At 47.2% G+C, this 18,479-nt stretch carries 19 protein-coding genes; 12 read left to right on the top strand and 7 right to left on the bottom strand.

Annotated elements, in window-relative coordinates; genetic code table 11:
* Positions 1–119: 119 nt before the first annotated feature.
* The 4 genes from HP548_RS10750 to HP548_RS10735 all read left to right on the top strand — a co-directional run bounded on the left by HP548_RS10750 (position 120) and on the right by HP548_RS10735 (position 2,512).
* Positions 120–1,334, top strand: a complete 1,215-nt coding sequence (locus HP548_RS10750) for a M14 family metallopeptidase (RefSeq protein WP_409347649.1) — start codon at positions 120–122, stop codon at positions 1,332–1,334.
* A 230-nt stretch (positions 1,335–1,564) separates the two neighbouring features.
* Positions 1,565–1,822, top strand: coding sequence for a hypothetical protein (locus tag HP548_RS10745; RefSeq protein WP_062322197.1), 258 nt, complete (start codon positions 1,565–1,567; stop codon positions 1,820–1,822).
* A 144-nt stretch (positions 1,823–1,966) separates the two neighbouring features.
* Complete coding sequence (locus HP548_RS10740) at positions 1,967–2,269, top strand: hypothetical protein (protein WP_063564902.1); 303 nt, start codon at positions 1,967–1,969, stop codon at positions 2,267–2,269.
* A gap of 21 nt (positions 2,270–2,290) precedes the next feature.
* Entirely contained in the window at positions 2,291–2,512 is a 222-nt protein-coding gene (locus HP548_RS10735) for a YuzB family protein (protein ID WP_024629198.1), read from the top strand.
* 93 nt (positions 2,513–2,605) lie between these two features.
* On the opposite strand, the gene HP548_RS10730 is transcribed toward HP548_RS10735, so the two are convergent.
* Positions 2,606–3,004, bottom strand: a complete 399-nt coding sequence (locus HP548_RS10730) for a hypothetical protein (protein WP_076292070.1) — start codon at positions 3,002–3,004, stop codon at positions 2,606–2,608.
* A 204-nt stretch (positions 3,005–3,208) separates the two neighbouring features.
* Between HP548_RS10730 and HP548_RS10725 the strand changes: the two genes are divergently transcribed.
* The gene (locus tag HP548_RS10725) at positions 3,209–3,490 is read left to right on the top strand and encodes a hypothetical protein (RefSeq protein ID WP_076292069.1); all 282 of its coding nucleotides are present in this window, start codon (positions 3,209–3,211) and stop codon (positions 3,488–3,490) included.
* Between the two features lie 173 nt (positions 3,491–3,663).
* On the top strand, positions 3,664–4,494 hold the full coding sequence (locus tag HP548_RS10720; RefSeq protein WP_024629201.1) for an aldo/keto reductase: 831 nt from the start codon (positions 3,664–3,666) through the stop codon (positions 4,492–4,494).
* A gap of 147 nt (positions 4,495–4,641) precedes the next feature.
* Here the strand turns inward: HP548_RS10720 and HP548_RS10715 are convergent, their stop codons facing one another.
* The 4 genes from HP548_RS10715 to HP548_RS10700 form a co-directional block, all read right to left on the bottom strand.
* Positions 4,642–5,376: a DsbA family oxidoreductase gene (locus HP548_RS10715; RefSeq protein WP_175381626.1), complete on the bottom strand. Its 735-nt coding sequence runs from the start codon at positions 5,374–5,376 to the stop codon at positions 4,642–4,644.
* A 156-nt stretch (positions 5,377–5,532) separates the two neighbouring features.
* A complete protein-coding gene (locus HP548_RS10710; protein WP_175381625.1) occupies positions 5,533–5,958 on the bottom strand; it encodes a cytidine deaminase in 426 nt (141 codons plus the stop codon).
* Between the two features lie 89 nt (positions 5,959–6,047).
* Complete coding sequence (locus tag HP548_RS10705) at positions 6,048–8,045, bottom strand: LTA synthase family protein (protein ID WP_175381624.1); 1,998 nt, start codon at positions 8,043–8,045, stop codon at positions 6,048–6,050.
* A gap of 213 nt (positions 8,046–8,258) precedes the next feature.
* Positions 8,259–9,410 carry a THUMP domain-containing class I SAM-dependent RNA methyltransferase gene (locus HP548_RS10700; protein ID WP_175381623.1) on the bottom strand — a complete coding sequence of 384 codons (1,152 nt, stop codon included), beginning with the start codon at positions 9,408–9,410 and terminating at the stop codon, positions 8,259–8,261.
* Positions 9,411–9,651: 241 nt separating this feature from the next.
* Here HP548_RS10700 and HP548_RS10695 point away from each other — a divergent pair, with 241 nt between their 5' ends.
* Complete coding sequence (locus tag HP548_RS10695) at positions 9,652–10,284, top strand: O-methyltransferase (protein ID WP_099853576.1); 633 nt, start codon at positions 9,652–9,654, stop codon at positions 10,282–10,284.
* Positions 10,285–10,528: 244 nt separating this feature from the next.
* Here the strand turns inward: HP548_RS10695 and HP548_RS10690 are convergent, their stop codons facing one another.
* On the bottom strand, positions 10,529–11,740 hold the full coding sequence (locus tag HP548_RS10690; RefSeq protein ID WP_175381622.1) for an asparaginase: 1,212 nt from the start codon (positions 11,738–11,740) through the stop codon (positions 10,529–10,531).
* Between the two features lie 226 nt (positions 11,741–11,966).
* Between HP548_RS10690 and HP548_RS33065 the strand changes: the two genes are divergently transcribed.
* Together HP548_RS33065 and HP548_RS10685 are read left to right on the top strand one after the other, a co-directional pair.
* Positions 11,967–12,104 carry a hypothetical protein gene (locus HP548_RS33065; protein WP_217504676.1) on the top strand — a complete coding sequence of 46 codons (138 nt, stop codon included), beginning with the start codon at positions 11,967–11,969 and terminating at the stop codon, positions 12,102–12,104.
* Positions 12,105–12,247: 143 nt separating this feature from the next.
* Positions 12,248–13,462 carry a cytochrome P450 gene (locus HP548_RS10685; protein WP_175381621.1) on the top strand — a complete coding sequence of 405 codons (1,215 nt, stop codon included), beginning with the start codon at positions 12,248–12,250 and terminating at the stop codon, positions 13,460–13,462.
* A gap of 117 nt (positions 13,463–13,579) precedes the next feature.
* Here the strand turns inward: HP548_RS10685 and HP548_RS10680 are convergent, their stop codons facing one another.
* A complete protein-coding gene (locus HP548_RS10680) occupies positions 13,580–14,791 on the bottom strand; it encodes an MFS transporter (protein ID WP_076292060.1) in 1,212 nt (403 codons plus the stop codon).
* A 204-nt stretch (positions 14,792–14,995) separates the two neighbouring features.
* Between HP548_RS10680 and hemE the strand changes: the two genes are divergently transcribed.
* The 3 genes from hemE to hemY are packed head-to-tail and all read left to right on the top strand — an operon-like array spanning position 14,996 to position 18,427.
* Entirely contained in the window at positions 14,996–16,060 is a 1,065-nt protein-coding gene (gene hemE / locus HP548_RS10675; RefSeq protein ID WP_063564891.1) for a uroporphyrinogen decarboxylase, read from the top strand.
* Positions 16,053–17,003, top strand: a complete 951-nt coding sequence (gene hemH, locus HP548_RS10670; RefSeq protein WP_175381620.1) for a ferrochelatase — start codon at positions 16,053–16,055, stop codon at positions 17,001–17,003. Before hemE ends, hemH begins: the two co-directional genes overlap by 8 nt.
* A complete protein-coding gene (gene hemY, locus HP548_RS10665; protein WP_076292058.1) occupies positions 17,003–18,427 on the top strand; it encodes a protoporphyrinogen oxidase in 1,425 nt (474 codons plus the stop codon). The genes hemH and hemY overlap by 1 nt, the downstream gene beginning before the upstream one ends.
* Positions 18,428–18,479: the final 52 nt, after the last annotated feature.

The raw sequence follows: 18,479 nt of genomic DNA, 5'->3' as shown, positions 1-18,479 counted from the left end.
TATACGCGATTCATGTCACATGACGGACAACCAGATTGGCATACATATTACATACAGTAAGGACACAAGCGAGAAAAGGACAGGAGATTACACAATTTCCTAAGGGAAAGGAGATCGACATGGAACTGCAATGGATTATTGTTCATCAGGGAGATACCTTGTCGCGTATTGCGGCAGCGAACCATATGACGAAGGAGTTACTGGCTGCTCTCAACCCGGAAGCAGCGTCCCAGCCCTATTTACTGACAGGACAGATGTTGCGCATTACGCCGGGGACGGGGCGCAGGTATGCAGTACAGCCTGGGGAGAAAGTGGCCGTGATTGCATTACGTTTTGGACTGAATGAAGAAGAATTGCGCGAGGCCAATCCAGAAATAGCGAACATTCCGGACTGGTGCGGGCGATGTATTCATATTCCGGATTCAAATGGAAAAACTATCGTCAAGCTGCAGGGAGAGTATGGTTATCGTGAAATGAGCCGTGATATCGGTTTGCTCGAAAAGAAGTATCCATTTATCGAGATTGGCTCGATTGGCAGTAGTGTCATGGGCAAGGCTTTGCCTTATCTACGTTTGGGTCAAGGCCCCAGACATATTCATGTCAACGCATCTGTTCATGCAAATGAGTGGCTGACAACGGCCGTTCTGATGCGGTTCATTGAAGAATATGCGAAGGCCTACAGTACACATACGCCATGGCATCAATTCCAGACGGAACGCTGGATGCAGGAAACTACGCTGTGGGCTGTGCCCATGGTCAACCCGGATGGAGTTGAATTGGTGCAAGAGGGCGTGGTCAATGATCATCCCCATGCAGAAGATTTGCTGGAATGGAATGCCGGACGCTCCCATTTTACGCATTGGAAGTCCAATATCAGGGGAGTAGACCTGAACGATCAATTCCCGGCTTATTGGGAGGAAGAGGCGGCTAGAAGAGGGATAACGTCCCCAGGGCCAAGAGATTATGCAGGAACCGCTCCTTTATCGGAACCGGAGGCATGGGCACTTGCACAGTGGACCGAGCAGCATCCTTTTGATGCTGTCGTTTCACTGCACAGCCAGGGACAAGAAATATATTGGAACTACCGAGATTTGGAGCCAAAGGAGAGTGCCCCGCTGTCTCGCAGACTGGCAAAGGCTTCGGGATACAAGGCAGTTAAGTTGGGTGGAAGTGATGCAGGGTACAAAGACTGGTTCATTCAGAAGTTTCGGAAGCCTGGCTTCACGGTAGAAGTGGGACTCGGGGTCAACCCGCTGCCCTTGGATCAGTTCGATGACATCTGCGTAGAGGTTGGCATGCTTTTGGCTGAATTATTATCAGATCGAGAGCACTAACAGGGAAGAACGGGAATCCTCGAATCCTGACTTCACATAATCTGGATGGGGGAACATGAAACTTACGGGTTGTCCACTCGTATAACAGGAACGGGCGCTGTTACCGGCGTTCGTTTTTTAATCTGCATGTTGCATCATTCGTTCCGGATCGCTCTGGAACGGGTAATGATGGGTGTGACTATAACATGTGCTGTTTTATTTCAGTGCATTAATCATACGGAGGGGTTCATATGAAGTGGAGAAGACTGCTGTCATTCAAACGATGGACACAAGTATTCAAACGGCTGCCGCGTCTGTTGAGGGCTCCGCAGATCCCTTTGGGTGAGAAGCTGCTGTTCATCATCCCGGCGCTGCTCTACTGGGTGCTTCCTGACGTGATGCCGTTTATGCCTATAGATGATATCGGGGTTACGTTGTTGCTGATGAACTGGTTTGTAAGTCGTGCGGAGCGCAAATATCCGGTGCTTACAGCGGGTGCGTCGTCTTAATCCGACACAAAATGGGTGGTTTTAACATCGATTTTGCATCAATGTTATTGCGAAGCGCAGTAATTTTCTTTACAATAGATGCTGGAGTTTAGAAATACTGAAAAATTGTTGGGACCAGCAATTACGATATAGGAGATGAATGAAATGAACTGCAAAATTACACGTAATGCCGCGAAAGTATTGAAACTTGAACTGGACAAGCCTGAGAACGAAGGTAAATTGCTGCGCGTTGTGATCACACATGCACATGGAGATCATGCCCACTACGGCCTCGATATCGATACGCCAAAAGAAAATGATACGGTTGTATCTACCGATAAAGAGATCGACGTTATTCTTGAGAATGATCAGCCTTTACTGGATGGCGTTAAAATTGATTACCTTTACTTCCCTGAAGAAGGCTTCGTTATTACGAATCCATCCCAAGGCAACCACGGCGACCACTAAGGGAGCGAAGAAGGGGAACTCATGGCTAACGATATCCGCGTATGCGAAAAATGTAATCATATCAGACTAAAATCGATTGTAGCCAAGTTGGAGAAAATGGCTCCGGATACGGAGATCAAAATTGGTTGCAAATCGTATTGCGGTCCTTGCGCGAAGCGTGCTTTTGTCTTCATCAACGGTAGGTACATCAGTGCTCCGTCAGAAGAAGAAGTGCTTGCAAAAGTAGCGAAATTCGTAAAGTAATTGTATGGGGATGCAGTGGGCAAACTTGTCCACGACAGGGAAGAGAGGCCGCGGCCTCTCTTTTTTTAGTTGTTGATGAGGAATTGTACGAAATTAGAACGTAAAGTCCTGCCTCATTTCAAAAATCTCAAAGGTATCCTCTCGAATCTCTATGGCGATGATAGTATCACTTTTTTTCAGAAAATGAACATGTCCCATACGCTCTTCTTCCACCTCAACCCATCCGGCTTTGGATAACTTCTCAAAATAATCGGATGGTACATATAATCCCTGTTCTCCCCCGATATGTTTCAATTCATATTTAATGCCTGTTTGAATGTTTGGATTGTCTGAATGTGTCGTTATGCTTAGCTGCTTTGCATTCACGGGGACCGGAATCTCGTTATTAATGGAGGAGCCTGTATATCCCGTTATTTCATACGTCGAAGGTGTACAGCCGCTGATGAGTAGTAATAAAAGTACCAGTATGAACACAATCCCAAAGTTCTTCAAATACACACCTCCTTGTGAAAAAGTACTTATCAAATAAACGCAGTCAGACCAGAAAAGGTTATACACTTCATTAATATTCATCTTTAATCTTACATAGGGAACATTGAGTCTATTCGTTATTGTTTCAACAAAAGAAGAATAAGCAAGGCCGATGTCAACCATCCTAAAGGGGTAACAGGAACATGATCCCAAGGAGGAATACTCATGCCGAAGCGTTATGATTCCAGTTTGCAAGCCGATACGACCGTATCCCAGGCGCAGAATGCAGTGAACAAACTTCATTTTGCCGTTTCACAGGCAATGTCACATCCAACAGAACAGACCATTGAACAGGCAGAACGCCGTTTGGCGCATACCGAGCAGGCTATGCTTCAAGCAGAACGTTCACTTGGAGGTCAGGGCGTTGAGCTGGCAGAAGAGATGTTCATTGAGGAGAAGAGAAGATTGAACTCGATCCAGAGTCAGAATGGGCAAGGGGATCTATAGGCGTTCCTGTCACACCAGAACCCGCAGAGCAGCAGTGCTTTGCGGGGTATTTATGTTTCCTTTGAAAGACCCGCAAAATGGATATCAGCCAAACTGTATGCAAAGTGCCGCTTAAAATTTGGTGAGAAGGTTAATAGACCAAGAGCAGGCAAATTTCACACAGGAGGTACAGAATGACAAAACATATTACAGATTGTACGATTCTGAACAACGGCGTGACGATGCCATGGCTGGGATTTGGGACTTATCGAGCAAAGGGCAAGGAAGTACAGCAAGCGGTGGAGACTGCATTGGAAGTCGGATATCGGAGCATTGATACGGCGTCCGTTTATGGAAATGAAGAGGAAGTGGGACAAGCCATTGCGAGCAGTGGTATTGCCCGTAATGAGCTTTTTGTGACAACCAAGCTGTGGAATGAGGACCAAGGGTTTGACTCGACTTTGAGAGCCTTTGAGGCCAGTCAGAAGGCGCTTGGATTAAATGTCATTGATCTATACTTAATTCACTGGCCTGGCAGAGACCAGTATAAAGAGACATGGAGAGCATTCGAACGTCTATATAGCGAAGGAAGTGTACGTGCTATTGGTGTAAGTAATTTCGAAGTGCACCATCTGCGCGATATTATAGATGAAGGTGGAACGGTACCCGCGGTGAATCAGGTAGAACTGCATCCGGGTCTGATTCAACAGGAGTTACAGGACTTCTGCGGGGAGCAGGGCATTCAACTGGAGGCATGGAGCCCCATTATGAGAGGTAAACTGAACAAGGAATCGGCTTTGAAAAGTCTGGCCCAGAAATATGGGAAAACACCAGCACAGGTTATTCTGCGTTGGGATATCCAGAACCAGATTGTGACGATTCCGAAATCGGTTACCCCGGAGCGGATTCGCGAGAATGCGGACATCTTTGATTTTGAATTGACTCCTGATGAGCTGAAACTGATTGATGCGCTGGATTCGGATAAACGGACGGGACCACATCCGGATCAGCTGTTTTGGGATTGAGTGTGTAGCTCAATTCCAAAAATGAGTGTTTAATGATCTGCTTGGAGTTGTTCCGGTTACGACTAAAACTTTATAATGAACTTGAGTTGTAGATTGTAAAAAAAGCAGCAGGTTCAGGGGATTACCCTTGATCCTGCTGCTTTTGTGTTATTTGGATTGGTCCGGTTGCGGAACCTCGCAGCCGTCTTCGGTGCATACTCCACTGCCATCTGCGTCAGTGGTGCTGGACTCTACCATGGTGAAAGGGGAGCGCTCATCCCATGCTTTCTGGATAGCGTCAAGGAACACCTCATCCGGTTGAGCGCCAGATACAGCGAACTTGCGATCAAATACGAAGAACGGTACACCCCGGATGCCTAACTGTTCGCCTTCGGCCTGATCGGCACGAACCTGTTCTGCGAATTGATTACTGGACAACACTTCTGTTGCGGCATTGCGATCCAGACCCACTTCTTCAGCCAACTCGATCAGTACATCGGTATTGCCGACATGTTTGCCTTCAATGAAGATCGCTTGAAATAGTCGTTCGCTCAGCTCAAGCATTTTTCCTTGTGTTTCTGCCCAATGCGTCAAACGGTGAGCAGAGAAGGAGTTGGTAGGGATCATCTCATCAATGTTGTATTCCAGTCCAGCCGTACGAGCATTGGCGTTCATCTGTGCATTCATGCCACGTGCCTGCTCTACACTCATATTGTATTTGGCAGCCAGATATTCTGCGTTGGTTTTGCCACTGTTCAATTCAGCATTTGGATCGAGCTCAAAACTTTTGAACTGTAATTTCACTTCATCGCGGTGTGGGAATTGTGCCAGTACATTCTCCAAACGACGTTTGCCAATATAACAGAAAGGACACATAAAGTCGGACCATATTTCAATATTCATTCATTAAAACCTCCATCATCTATAAATGAAACCAATACAGTTACAATTATATAGCGACTTTCCATCATTCGCAAGGTTGTGGTTAATGCCAGCCTCGAAAAAAGAAGTGCTGAAGCATGCGATGGATTGCAGCCTCAACACTTGTAGTTTAACTTCTTACTTATCCCGGTATGCTTTGGTCCAATGGTAAGGCTGAATTTCGTCCAACCTCTTGTAAATTAAAGCTCCATCTGGATCGTACACGGCAGACTTCACGTCTTCTCCCCAGAAAAACAGTCGTTCCTGGCACACACCACAAGGGGTGAGGACCTTGAATTCCGAATGCTCATCGTCACGTGCTACACAGATCGAGTGGGTGACCCGCTCATTTAATTTGTGGGCTTCCAGATAGGCTCCTGTTTCCATACATAAGTGCGTGGCGTCATTAATCACTTCTGGAGCTACGCTGATTAATAGCGAGCCAGCTACAGTATAAACGGCAGCTGCGCCACCCCACCCTTGGGGGTAGCGATGTTTTACAAAGTTTGCAGCTTCATCGAACAGTTTTTGCTCGATATTGAATTGATCTGGATGTGACGTCATGGTAATGCACTAGCTCCATTTCATTGTAGTGTCGGGTTAGCTTTAATAATTGATTTATACCGTTCCCTCAGCGTACCGTCCCATATCTGTTAGGATTCGGAATCAGACGCTTGCTCCTCACGAAAACGCGAGATCAAGTCAAACGTATTAACCGTATCTGACACATGCAGTCGCTTTGTTGCTTCATCATGACCAGCTCGGCAAGCATTAATATCCGTTTTGTTTCCTGTAGACAGATCGTAACAGGAGCCACTGTCATAGATGTAATCATCCGAAGGAATATAGAACAGGGAGCCATCTGTAAATGCACCACTGCGCAATACCACCATGCGGGAGGAACCGTCGTACACATCGTTGCCCATGTGGTAGTAGGATTGATCTGAAATACCCAGCAGATGCAGTACTGAAGGTGTAACATCCAGTTGTCCGGCAGGCTCGTCAATCGTTCCCGCTGCGGCTCCGTCAGGCAGATGCACCAGCAAAGGCACTTCGTTCATAATCTGCTCCATATCCAGATCAGTTAGTGAACGCCCGAGAAATTTCTCGTATTGTGGCTGTTCCTTGATAGAATTATCGTGATCCCCATAGAACATGAAGATCGTTTTGTCCCATAATCCCCGATTTTTCAGGTCTTCCACCATGTTGCCGAGCGCAGAATCCACGTAATGAACAGATTGCAGATAGTTGCCAAACATCGTTCCTTTGAATTCGCCCACATCCAGCTGCTGTTTATCTTGGGGTAACGCGTATGGATGATGACTGCTGAGAGTAATCAGGAAAGAAGAGAATGGCTCTGTAACCTCACTGCTCATTTTCTCAACCGATTGGCGGAAAAAGGACTCATCGGATAGAGACCAGCCTAGTGGGTCATCCTGTTCAAAATCATTTTTACTGTAAAATTTGTCATACTTCATATTCTGATACATCGTATAGCGATTCCAAAATCCACTCTCATAGGCATGAAATACATTCGTACTATAACCATGATCTTTCAAGATAGAAGGCAGGGAATCATAACTGTGGTCTGCGTAACGGACAAACGCGGATCCAACCGACAGTGGATGTAATGAAATATTGGCCCCAAAGTCAGCATCCGATGTCCGCCCCTGACCTGTCTGATGATAAAAATGACTGTAGTACTGGCTTTCCTTCATCAGCTCGTTAAAATGAGGCGTAATTTCCTGTCCGCCAATGCTCTGACCAATCATGAAATTCATGAAGGCTTCACCTTGGACAATAATCACATTGCTGTCTTTGTACTTGCCAAACATCGCATCCTTCAGTGGATCAGCCTGTTGTCTGCTGGCGAAATAAGCTTCAGCCTGCTCCAAATCGGCAGGATCGACCTCCGGTCCAGAGCCGAGCTGGTCTTTGGCATAGTTGTACAGATCATAGCCATGAAAAGCAAGAAGTCCGGTAACATTGTACATGGATACATTCCACCAGTTGTTATCAAACAACCCTTTTGCCCAGGTTTTACTATAAAAATAAATCGGACCAACTGCGAGCCCCAGACCCAACACTAGGGCAATGCTGCCTGCGGTGAGTCGACGACGCATGCTTGATTTGCGGGAATTTGAAGAGTAAGAATTCAACCCGTTCGAATATGCGCTGAAACGTCCACGACGGTTACGTTTGCTGAACAGCAGGATCGACGCATAGGGGATAATCACCAGCCAATCGACGAAGAACCACAGATCACTGGCGTAAATAAGCGTAGCAATACTGTCTCCCAAAGCGTCGACCTGTCTGGCTTGCATCAGCACAGGGATTGTTAGGAAATCCTGAAAGTAGCGATAATAAACCATATCCGCATAGATCAGTGCAGTGAGCAGCAGATTGAGTATAACGAGTGATATAATCATGCCCCGACGAGGCAGCCACCAGGTCCAGAAGGACAGAAGCAGCAGCGAACCAATGGCAATCACTTTGTCCAGAAGCCCCATTGTAATGTTGTAAGCGTGCAGATTGTGGTGGAGCCACATTAATTTGAGCAGCATGAGTACAAGAAAAATAAGATATAACGTAAGTGGATGATTCAGAAGCCCACGCGGCGTAAGGCTGCGTGTTGGCTTAGTGACAAACATATATGTCTCCCCCCCTGATGAATGGATTTGTTAACGGAATGTAAAATAGGACTTTATCCATTATAGCGTGGTGTCATGGCTTTTCAACTATGCCCAAGGGAGAAAAACTTCATGCGGAAACAATATCACCAAGATCAATCATAGGTCACCGGCAATACATACAAAAAAACGCCCCAGCCGTGGAAGGCAGGAGCGCTGATCATTCTGATATTATTATTGTTGTGGTGTTTTATTGCGTGGAGGCAGTGGCCCCAAATACTGATAATATTGGGTTTCAATACGTCCATTGAACAACTTACGACGTTTGTCTGCCTTGTGGCCAAAGTCTTCCTCGAAAGATTTGGTCGACGTGATGGCAAAAAAGGACCATGTAGGCAAATCGAGGTAACTGCGCCCTAAAGAACGCAGCAGCTTCTGCACTTCTTTCTCTTCACTCAAACGTTCACCATATGGGGGGTTGGTAATAATGACACCATATTCGCCCTGTGGTCTTGCACGATGAGCGGGCAGGGCGCTGACTTCAATCTCTTTGGCGAAGCCGGCACTCTTGATTGCTGCCTGTGCAACTTCAATGGCTTCCGGATCGATGTCGCTGCCCGAAATTTGCAATGGAATATCGTCGCGAACCGCGTCAAATGCTTCTTCGCGCGCCTGTTCCCACAATTCTTCAGGAATGACAGCCCAGTCCTCGGAGTTAAACGTACGACGCAGTCCTGGTGCAATGTTCCAGCCGATCATGGCGGCTTCAATCAGCATGGTGCCTGATCCACAACATGGATCATAGAAGGGGCGGGATACATTCCAGCGACTGAGCTGAATAAGTGCCGCAGCAAGCGTTTCTTTGAGTGGTGCTTCGGTTACGAGTTTACGATAACCCCGTTTATGCAGACCTGGTCCCGTCGTATCTAAAGTAAGCAGAGCGCGATCGTTCAGCAGAATGACCTCAATCACATAACGAGACCCATCCTCTGGGAACCACTCAGTGTCATAAGTCAGCTTCAGTTTCTCTACGATTGCTTTCTTCACGATCCCTTGTGATGCAGGCACGCTGCTTAGCTGAGACTTGTGGGAGCGACCTTCTACCGGAAATTCGCCATCGGCTGGAATCCATTCCTCCCAAGGTAATGCTTTGGTACCTTCAAATAATTCATCGAAAGTTGTCGCCGGGAATTCACCCATTTTGATCAACACCCGATCAGAACTTCTCAGCCATAGATTACACCGGCAAATATCAATATAATCTCCAGTGAAGAAAACCCGGCCGTTGTCGATCGTAACATCCTCATACCCCAGCTGCTTCAGTTCCCGGGCGACAACAGCCTCGAGTCCCATCGCCGAGGTCGCAATCAATTGCAATTGAGCCATGTGATTCATTTCAACTCCATTTCAAGCTGGAGAAGGAATATCCTTCTCTCAGCTGTATAGTGACGGTGCGGCCTTGCCGCTTTCCGTGAAAAAACTTACAATGAGAAATGCGGTGAGCTAATGCATTTATCTTTCGAGTCGATGCAGCAGTTCAACCGCCTGTGTTTGACAACAAACATTTATTATAGAACATTGGCATCCATATGGAAAGCAGTCCAAGTGTCCAAGGAGGATTTTAGCGGTGAATCTGACCCCTGATGAATATGTAAATCAATTATTTCAAGAGGATGATCTCTTGTTAAAGGTAAAAGAAGCCATCCGATCGAACGGCATGCCGGAAGTTTCGGTGGCAGCAGCCTATGGCCGTTTGCTCACTTTTCTCGCGAAGACATCGAAAGCGGAGGCTGTACTCGAAATCGGTGTACTGGGCGGATACAGCGGTATCTGTCTTGCTCGTGGTTTAAGTGACGGGGGAACCCTGACTTCGCTGGAACTGAAAGAGGAATACGCAGCGATGGCACGTGGTCATCTGGAGGAAGGAGGTTTTGGGGATAAAGTCGAATATCGAATTGGCCCCGCAGCCGACAGTTTAGAGCAGTTGGCGCAGGAAGGACGTACCTTCGATTTTTTCTTCATTGATGCAGACAAGGAGAATTATCCCGTATACCTCGATTACGCCATTAAGCTCGCGCGGCCTGGGGCGGTCATTGTGGGAGATAACTGTTTCCTGCGCGGCCGTACGCTGAATCCAGACAAGCAGGGTCCGGCTGTCCTCGCGGTTCGGCGCTTCAACGAACAGATGGCCAGTGACCCGCGGCTCGTAACGACGATGCTTCCGGATTATGATGGTCTGGCTCTGGCCTGGGTGAAGTAAGCATATCAGCTTACAGGAGAAAACTTCGGATGGATCTACATTCAAGCGGTTATTTCTGTTTTGCGATCATCCAATGAAATAAATAACTCAGTATATAGATGAAACGAAATCCGTGTTGCACCTAAATCTTAAATGCAGGAGATGGAGGGGCAATTACACAAAATACAAGAGACGATCACAACCCTGAGACAGGGAGTGGATCGTCTCTTGTTTTCTTTAAAGATATAAAGTGATGAGAGCCTTATTAAACTTCCGGCGTTCCGTAAGTCTCGAACCATTTTTTGATCGTGTCAAAATCATCGCTGAACGACAGTCCGAGCATCAACAAAATACGTGCTTGCTGAGGACTGAGGTTGTCACCGGCGATAACGCCTTTCCCTCCGCCATATACACTGCCTGAACCTGTCCGAGTGGTCGTTACGAAAATTACGCCATCCTCCACCGCTTGGGTACGTGCTTGTCCCATCGCTCTGGAGATACCGCCTGCTCCTGTGCCGGACGTTACGATTCCCTTGGCGCCGCCTTTCACAAATCCTTCAATAGCCTCGCCGCCAGCTTCCTGATAGGAAATCGCAATTTCCACCTTGGCGAGATCTGCCTTCGTGATTTTGCTCAGGTCGAATGCCGGTTTCAATGTACCTTCAGGCTTCAAGGCGCGTGCAGGAGCACGGTAAATTCGAATGTTTTCTTCATCAATATAACCTACTGCACCAAGCATCGGGGTTTCGAACGTGTCTGTTCGATAATCATTCGTTTTGGTCACGCCGCGTGCCAATTGAATGGTATCGTTCAACATCAGCACGGTTCCAAATGAAGTGGTGCGCCCGCTGCCTGCGAGCTTGATGGCGTTGTATAGATTGGCTTGTGCATCCGAGCCGATAACTGTCCAAGGGCGCATGGACCCTGTAATGACGACGGGTTTGTCACTTTGTACGGTCATGTCAAGGAAGTAGGCGATTTCCTCCATGGTATCTGTACCAGTGGTAACTACAACGCTGTCATACTGAGCCAGAGCCTTATCTACCGTCTGAGATAAGTCATAGAGATCAGCCATGGTATAAGAACCTGAACCTGAATTTCCAAATTGGAGTGTGCTAACATCTGCAATCTTCTGTTTGTCCGGTAAGGCATCGACCATTTCTCCAATCGGGAGTGTACCAGCTTTATAGTTCTGGAAGCTGGTTGCATCCTCGGATTGACCAGCAATCGTACCACCCGTTCCAATGACCAGAACATTAGGCAGTGCGGATTGTTTGGACGAATCTGATAGAGCAGGGATGGCCGTATTGCGAGCCGGCGTGGATGATGCAGTCTGAACCGCACTAGTTGTACCGCTCACTTCTACCGTAGCCGCGTGAGCCGCATAGGTCCCGATGGGGGACAGGGAAATGGTCAGAGCTGTCAAAGCGGCTGTGCTCCATACAGCCCAAGGACGAAGATTTGAAGTTTTTTTCATGAATAGCACTCTCCTTCAGGTTAGTTTCGTGTGATGTTTGTTGATGATGATATGTATATGAATTCAAATTGATTGTATTTCATGTTAAATAATATGACAATTAAAGAAAAAGCTAGAGTAATCGGTTACATTGATAGAAATGTAGAGTATATATTGTGTTTATAAGGTTTTATGGATAAATGTAAGAAGATGAAAAAAGGGAAAGAGGAATATGAAATCATGATAAATGATTTTTGTGTCATATTTTATTACACATGAGTCTTTGGGCCTGGTAGATGTAGAAGGGGAATTTGGGGAAAGTGTTGCAGGATCGTCCATAGCAGAAGTGATCTTATCCAAAACGAATAATAGGGGTGTAAGTTAGCAAGTCTTGACGATTTTTGTAATACGGTCTAGGAAAAGAGGCTCAATTATTGCCAAATATTTGTATGCCCGCAGTGTTGAGTCTATAATATATGGTGATTTCAATATGTAAATAAATATATATCATTGATTGGAGGAGAAACGATGAACCGAGCACCCAGAAAGTATGCCAATTACATTCCGATCCGGGAGCTGGAGGTGGTGGAGCACCAATTACTTCCCTTCCAGGTGTACGCTGAACTTCGTGAAAATACTCCAGTCCGCTATGACAACCATCGAGAATGCTGGGATGTTTTCCGATATGAAGATGTGCAATATGTGTTGAAAAACCCTAAACTGTTCTCTTCTGAACGTGATCGTGCCAACGCCAGCATGCTTACTACAGATCCGCCGAAGCACAAACAACTGCGGGATCTGGTTAATCAGGCGTTCACACCTAGAGCGATCGAAGCATTAGCTCCGCGTATTCAGGAAATCGCTGATGAATTATTGACTCCGCACTTTTCAGAAGGCCATATGCGTCTTATCGATGATCTTGCTACTCCACTTCCGGTTATCGTGATTGCCGAATTGATTGGCGTCCCTGCTTCAGATCGCCAAAAGTTTAAAGACTGGTCTGATGCACTTGTGAAGGGTGCGCGGGATGACAGTGATGAAGCTTTCCAGGAATTGATGGAAGAAAAGAAACGGAACCAGCAGGAACTGGCGAGCTACTTCACGACCATTATCGAAGAAAGACGTCAGAGACCAGAGGAGGATCTGATCTCTTTACTGCTTGCGGCGGAGATTGAAGGGGAGAAGCTAACAGCAGAGGAAGTGGTCGGATTTTGCATCTTGTTACTTGCTGCCGGTAATGAAACTACAACCAATCTAATTACCAATGCCGTTCGTATTCTGTCAGAGCAGCCTGAGCTTCAGCAGCAGCTGCGAGAACATCCTGAACTTATCCCGACTGCGGTAGAAGAAACGTTGCGATATTATCCGCCAATTGTGGCTATTGGGCGTATTGCCAAAGAAAACGTAGAATTGAACGGACAAACGATTCAGGCGGGGGAACAGGTGATATCCTGGGTAGGATCGGCAAACCGGGACAACGCTCAATTCGCTCAGGCAGAGAAATTCGTGCCTGACCGCAAGCCGAACAGACATATGGGTTTTGGATTTGGTATTCACTTCTGTCTCGGTGCGCCGCTTGCACGACTTGAGGCGAGGGTTGTACTTCAGACGATGCTTCGCCAAATGGAAGACATTCAGCTTGTGCCGGAAACGGTTTTGCAGCCGATTCAAAGTGCTTTTGTATTTGGCGTTAAAGAATATCCGATTCAATTCACAAGCTCAATCAATTCAAAAGCCATCTGACACACAATGGATCCATGTTGAGGTTTGAGCAAATGAATGTGAAAAGCCGCTTTCATGCCTGATAAGGCGCTGAAAGCGGCTTTTTCTTAAGAACAAAATATCATTTGAATCCAAGCGTCACGATTCTCTGATCAGAGGGGGCTTTTTGTACAGCTTGAATCTTACCCATACCATGTTGAGCAGCAGCAGCCCACCAGAGACGATGAACAGTCCTTCGATGCCGATGAACCCGGCCATAAAGCCGCCGATTACGGCTCCAAGCATGTTACCGAGCGCCAGTGTGCTCGTATTAAAGCTGAACGCGCGGCTAATCATGCTGTCTGGCGTATAGGAGCGAATGAGCGCGTTGACACTCGGAAGCAGGCCACCCATGAACACACCCATCATGAAACGGACGATGATGAGCTGCCATACCGTCTGCACGAAAGCTTGCGGTATAAGCATGAGCCCTGTTCCTATAAGAGAGAATGTAAGTACCTTGTGTGAACCTACCCTGTCACTGAGCTTCCCGAGAATTGGGGACATGGCCATGTTGGATAGTCCCGTGACTGCGCCGACAAGCCCTGCCCAGAAGGCGACGTTGACATCCGAACCGTGTAACTTCTGTACATATAGCGGCAAGAGTGACATCGGGCTGATCATGGCAAATTGCAATAGGAATGTTACAGCAAATAGCGCGGGTAACTGGGGAGACTTGTTCAGTTCCTTCAGACCGGACAATACGGATTGTTCCGGCAGTTTGGCCGCTTCCTTGCGGTCAAACTTCTCTCTGACCAGGAACATGGCGAGCATTGAAGCCGCAAAGATCAGTCCGCCAGTAATATAGAAGATAGGGCGGAAGCCCACTGCATCAGCAAGCAAACCGCCGATCAGCGGACCCAGAATCGTACCGGCCACTTGGCCGGATTGGCTGATGCCCATGGCAAAACCCATGCGATCTTTCGGCGTTGTACCCGAGATCAATGCAACTGCTGCCGGGTTGAAGCCGGAGATCGTACCGTTGAGCAGTCGTAATAAAAGGAGCTGCCATGGGTTCTGTGCAAAACCCATCAAGGCAATAACAATCGCCATCCCGAATCCGGAACGCAGCAACATAATTTTCCGTCCGTACTTGTCAGACAATTTGCCCCACAAGGGCTGGAACAAAAATGAGGTGAGGAAGTTGGCAGCAAATATAAATCCCGCCCATATGCCAATTTCATGCTCACCAACCACGCCAAGATCCCTGGCGAGATAAAGGGACAAAAACGGGGTAATCATGGTCATTCCCGAGTTGACCAGAAATTGTCCAAACCAAAGCACAATGAGGTTTACTTTCCACGTTTTCAAAGTGCTTTCACTTCCTTTCCGATCGTTTCTGCAACGTTTCAAAAAAACACGATTCTTTCATTATAACATAATTTGCATATGGATGAGGGGATGTAAGGAATGTCATAGTATTGTCATCGGAACAGATCGACACGTGGTTGTTACCGCTCTTTAAAAAGGGCATAATGTTATTTATGAGTCCAAAAACTATTGGAGGCTTCTTACATGAGCTATAATGATCGTCTGATTCAGGCCAGCTTCAAACAGCAGGTGGACCGTGTTCCCGTGTGGTACATGCGTCAGGCTGGGCGTTATGATCCCGAATATCGCAAGATTAAGGAAAAGTATTCTTTGCTCGAAATTTGCCGTCAACCTGAGCTAGCAGCTGAAGTTACACTCATGCCGGTACGTAAACTTGGTGTGGATGCGGCTATTTTGTATTCCGATATTATGAATCCGGTTGCTTCCCTCGGTATAGATTTTGATATTGTTAAAAATATTGGACCTGTCATAGACAATCCAATCCGCACGGCGGCAGATGTGGATCGTTTGCGTCCCATTGATGTTGAAGGAGATCTGTCTCATATTCTGGAGACGATTCGAATTCTGGACAAGGAACTGGATGTACCTCTGATTACGTTTGCCGGTGCACCTTTTACCATTGCCAGTTATTTGATTGAAGGCCGACCTTCCAAAGGGTACATACGGACCAAAACGATGATGTACAGTGAACCTGAAGTGTGGCATAAATTAATGCAAAAACTGGGCGATATGGTGATTACATATGTCCGTGCACACATTGCGAACGGCGGTAAGGCATTCCAACTGTTCGACAGCTGGGTTGGCGCGCTTTCGCCAAACGACTTTAGAACGTATGTGTTGCCGACGATTACTCGTATCTTTACCGAATTATCGGATTTGAATGTACCGAAAATTTATTTCCCGGGTGTGGCTTCTGGTGAATTGCTGCCAACATTGCACGATCTGCAAGCTGATGTGATTGGGCTGGATTGGAGAGTATCAATCTCCGAAGGGCGTAAACGACTGGGCGGAAAATTTGCTGTACAAGGCAACTTGGACCCTTATGTGCTGACAGCACCGATGGATCTGATCAAGCAGCATGCCAAATTGATTATTGACGAAGGTATCAAGGAGCCGGGGTATATTTTCAATCTGGGCCACGGACTATTTCCTGAAGCATCTTTGGATAAATTAAGAGAACTCACGGCGTATATTCATGAATATTCAGCTGAAGCACTGAAGACTGGGGTGACGGTTACTAATGACTAATACAGTAGGTGTACTGGTGATGTCGTATGGCACACCTGAGAAAATGGAAAGTATTGAAGCGTATTACACACATATCCGGAGAGGACGTCCGCCTGAACCGGAACAACTGAAAGAATTGACCGACCGTTATGAAGCGATCGTTGGGGGTGTATTCCCACTTCGGGAAAACACGGATAATCAGGTTAAGGCCCTCCAGGAGACGTTAAACAAGGATGACCGTTCCAATGAGGTTGAATTCCGTTGTTATCAAGGGTTGAAGCATGCGTATCCGTTCATTGAGGATGGCGTGGAACAGATGGCGAAGGATGGAATTCAGACTGCAATAGGCATCGTGCTGGCACCACATTTCTCCACGATGAGTGTAGGGAGCTACATTAAGCGTGCTCGTGAGAAAGCGGAAGACCTGGGTATTCAGATGTCCTTCATTGAGAGTTATCACCTGCATCCGAAGTTGATTCAGGCTCTCTCCACACGTGTTAGTGCCAAATTGGATGCTTTCGAGGAAGCGGGAGCCAAACGCGGGGATGTGCGAGTGCTGTTCAGTGCACACAGTCTGCCTGCACGAATTGTAGATATCGGTGATCCATATCCGCAACAACTGATGGAGACTTCGGAAGTCATTGCTTCCCGTTTAGGTATTACGAACTGGCAGTTCACGTGGCAAAGTGCGGGACGGACGGCGGAGCCGTGGCTGGGCCCTGATATTCTGGACACGCTTCAGGATCTTGCTCGTGAACAGGTGGAAGATGTGCTTGTAGCACCGATTGGATTCGTATCGGATCATCTGGAAGTGCTCTATGATCTTGATATTGAAGCTAAAGCGATTGCCAAAGAGATCGACATGCGCCTTATGCGTATCGATTCTCTAAATAGTGACCCACTTTACATGGAAACGTTAAGTGACGTCATTATTAACCAGTGGCAGCAAGGAACGGATGAGTAATGGAAGACCATAAACGTCGTGTCGTTGTTGTCGGCGGAGGTCTGACCGGCCTAAGCGCGGCATTTTATATTCGGAAGCATTACCGGGAAGCAGGGGTTGAACCTGTCATTACCTTGGTTGAGAAGAGTTCTTCCATGGGTGGCATGATTGAAACGCTACACCGGGATGGGTTCGTCATTGAGAAGGGACCAGATTCTTTCCTTGCCCGCAAAACGGCGATGATTGATTTGGCTAAAGAGCTGGAAATTGACCATGAACTGGTCAGCCAAAATCCGGAATCCAAAAAAACGTACATCATGCAGCGTGGCAAGCTGCATCCTATGCCGGCAGGACTCATTCTCGGTATTCCGACGGAGTTGAGACCTTTTCTGAGAAGTGGTCTTGTATCTCCGGCAGGCAAGCTGCGCGCATTAATGGATTTTGTCATCCCTCCCCGTCGTACAACGGAGGATGAATCGCTTGGTTATATGATTGAGCGCCGCCTTGGAGCGGAAGTGCTGGAAAACCTGACTGAACCGTTGCTCGCAGGCATCTATGCTGGTGATATGCGGCGATTGAGTCTTCAGGCAACCTTTCCGCAATTCGGTGAAGTGGAGCGGGATTATGGTAGTTTGATCCGAGGAATGATGACTGGCCGCAAACCGACGGAGACCCATACGGGAACGAAGAAAAGTGCTTTTCTGAACTTCCGTCAGGGCTTGCAGAGCCTGGTTCATGCACTTGTACATGAGTTGCAGGACGTGGATCAACGGCTGAACACTTCCGTGAAATCTCTGGAGGTTCAGACTGGAGATTCGGCCAGGTATAGCATTCAACTGGATAACGGAGAGCGTCTTGAAGCAGATGATGTAGTCATTACCGTGCCTACGTATGTTGCATCTGAACTGCTGCAACCACATGTGGATACAGCTGCTCTGGATGCAATCAATTACGTATCGGTAGCGAATGTGGTGCTGGCTTTTGAGAAAAAGGATATTGAACATGTATTTGATGGGTCTGGTTTCCTCGTTCCGCGTAAGGAAGGCCGCAATATTACAGCATGTACTTGGACATCAACTAAGTGGCTGCACACCAGCCCGGATGACAAAGTACTGCTTCGTTGTTATGTTGGCCGTTCCGGAGACGAACAGAATGTGGAACTTCCGGATGATGCACTGACAGATCTAGTACTCAAGGACTTGCGCGAAACAATGGGCGTAGAGGCCGTTCCGATCTTCTCGGAAATTACTCGGCTTCGCAAATCCATGCCGCAGTATCCAGTAGGTCACCTGCAGCAGATTGCAGCACTCCGGGAGGAACTTGGCAGCAAATTGCCGGGGGTATACATTGCGGGTGCTGGTTATGAAGGGGTAGGCTTGCCTGACTGTATCAGACAGGCGAAAGAAATGTCAGTGCAAGCTACGCAACTCATTGCTGCAAAATAATTAACGTACATGGCTGTCTCGATCGTAGAGTTTTTCTACAGGGGAGACGGCC

Origin of the sequence: Paenibacillus taichungensis (assembly GCF_013359905.1) — a bacterium.
In the GTDB taxonomy this organism is placed as follows: domain Bacteria; phylum Bacillota; class Bacilli; order Paenibacillales; family Paenibacillaceae; genus Paenibacillus; species Paenibacillus taichungensis.
This window is presented reverse-complemented; position numbering and strand designations above follow the sequence as displayed.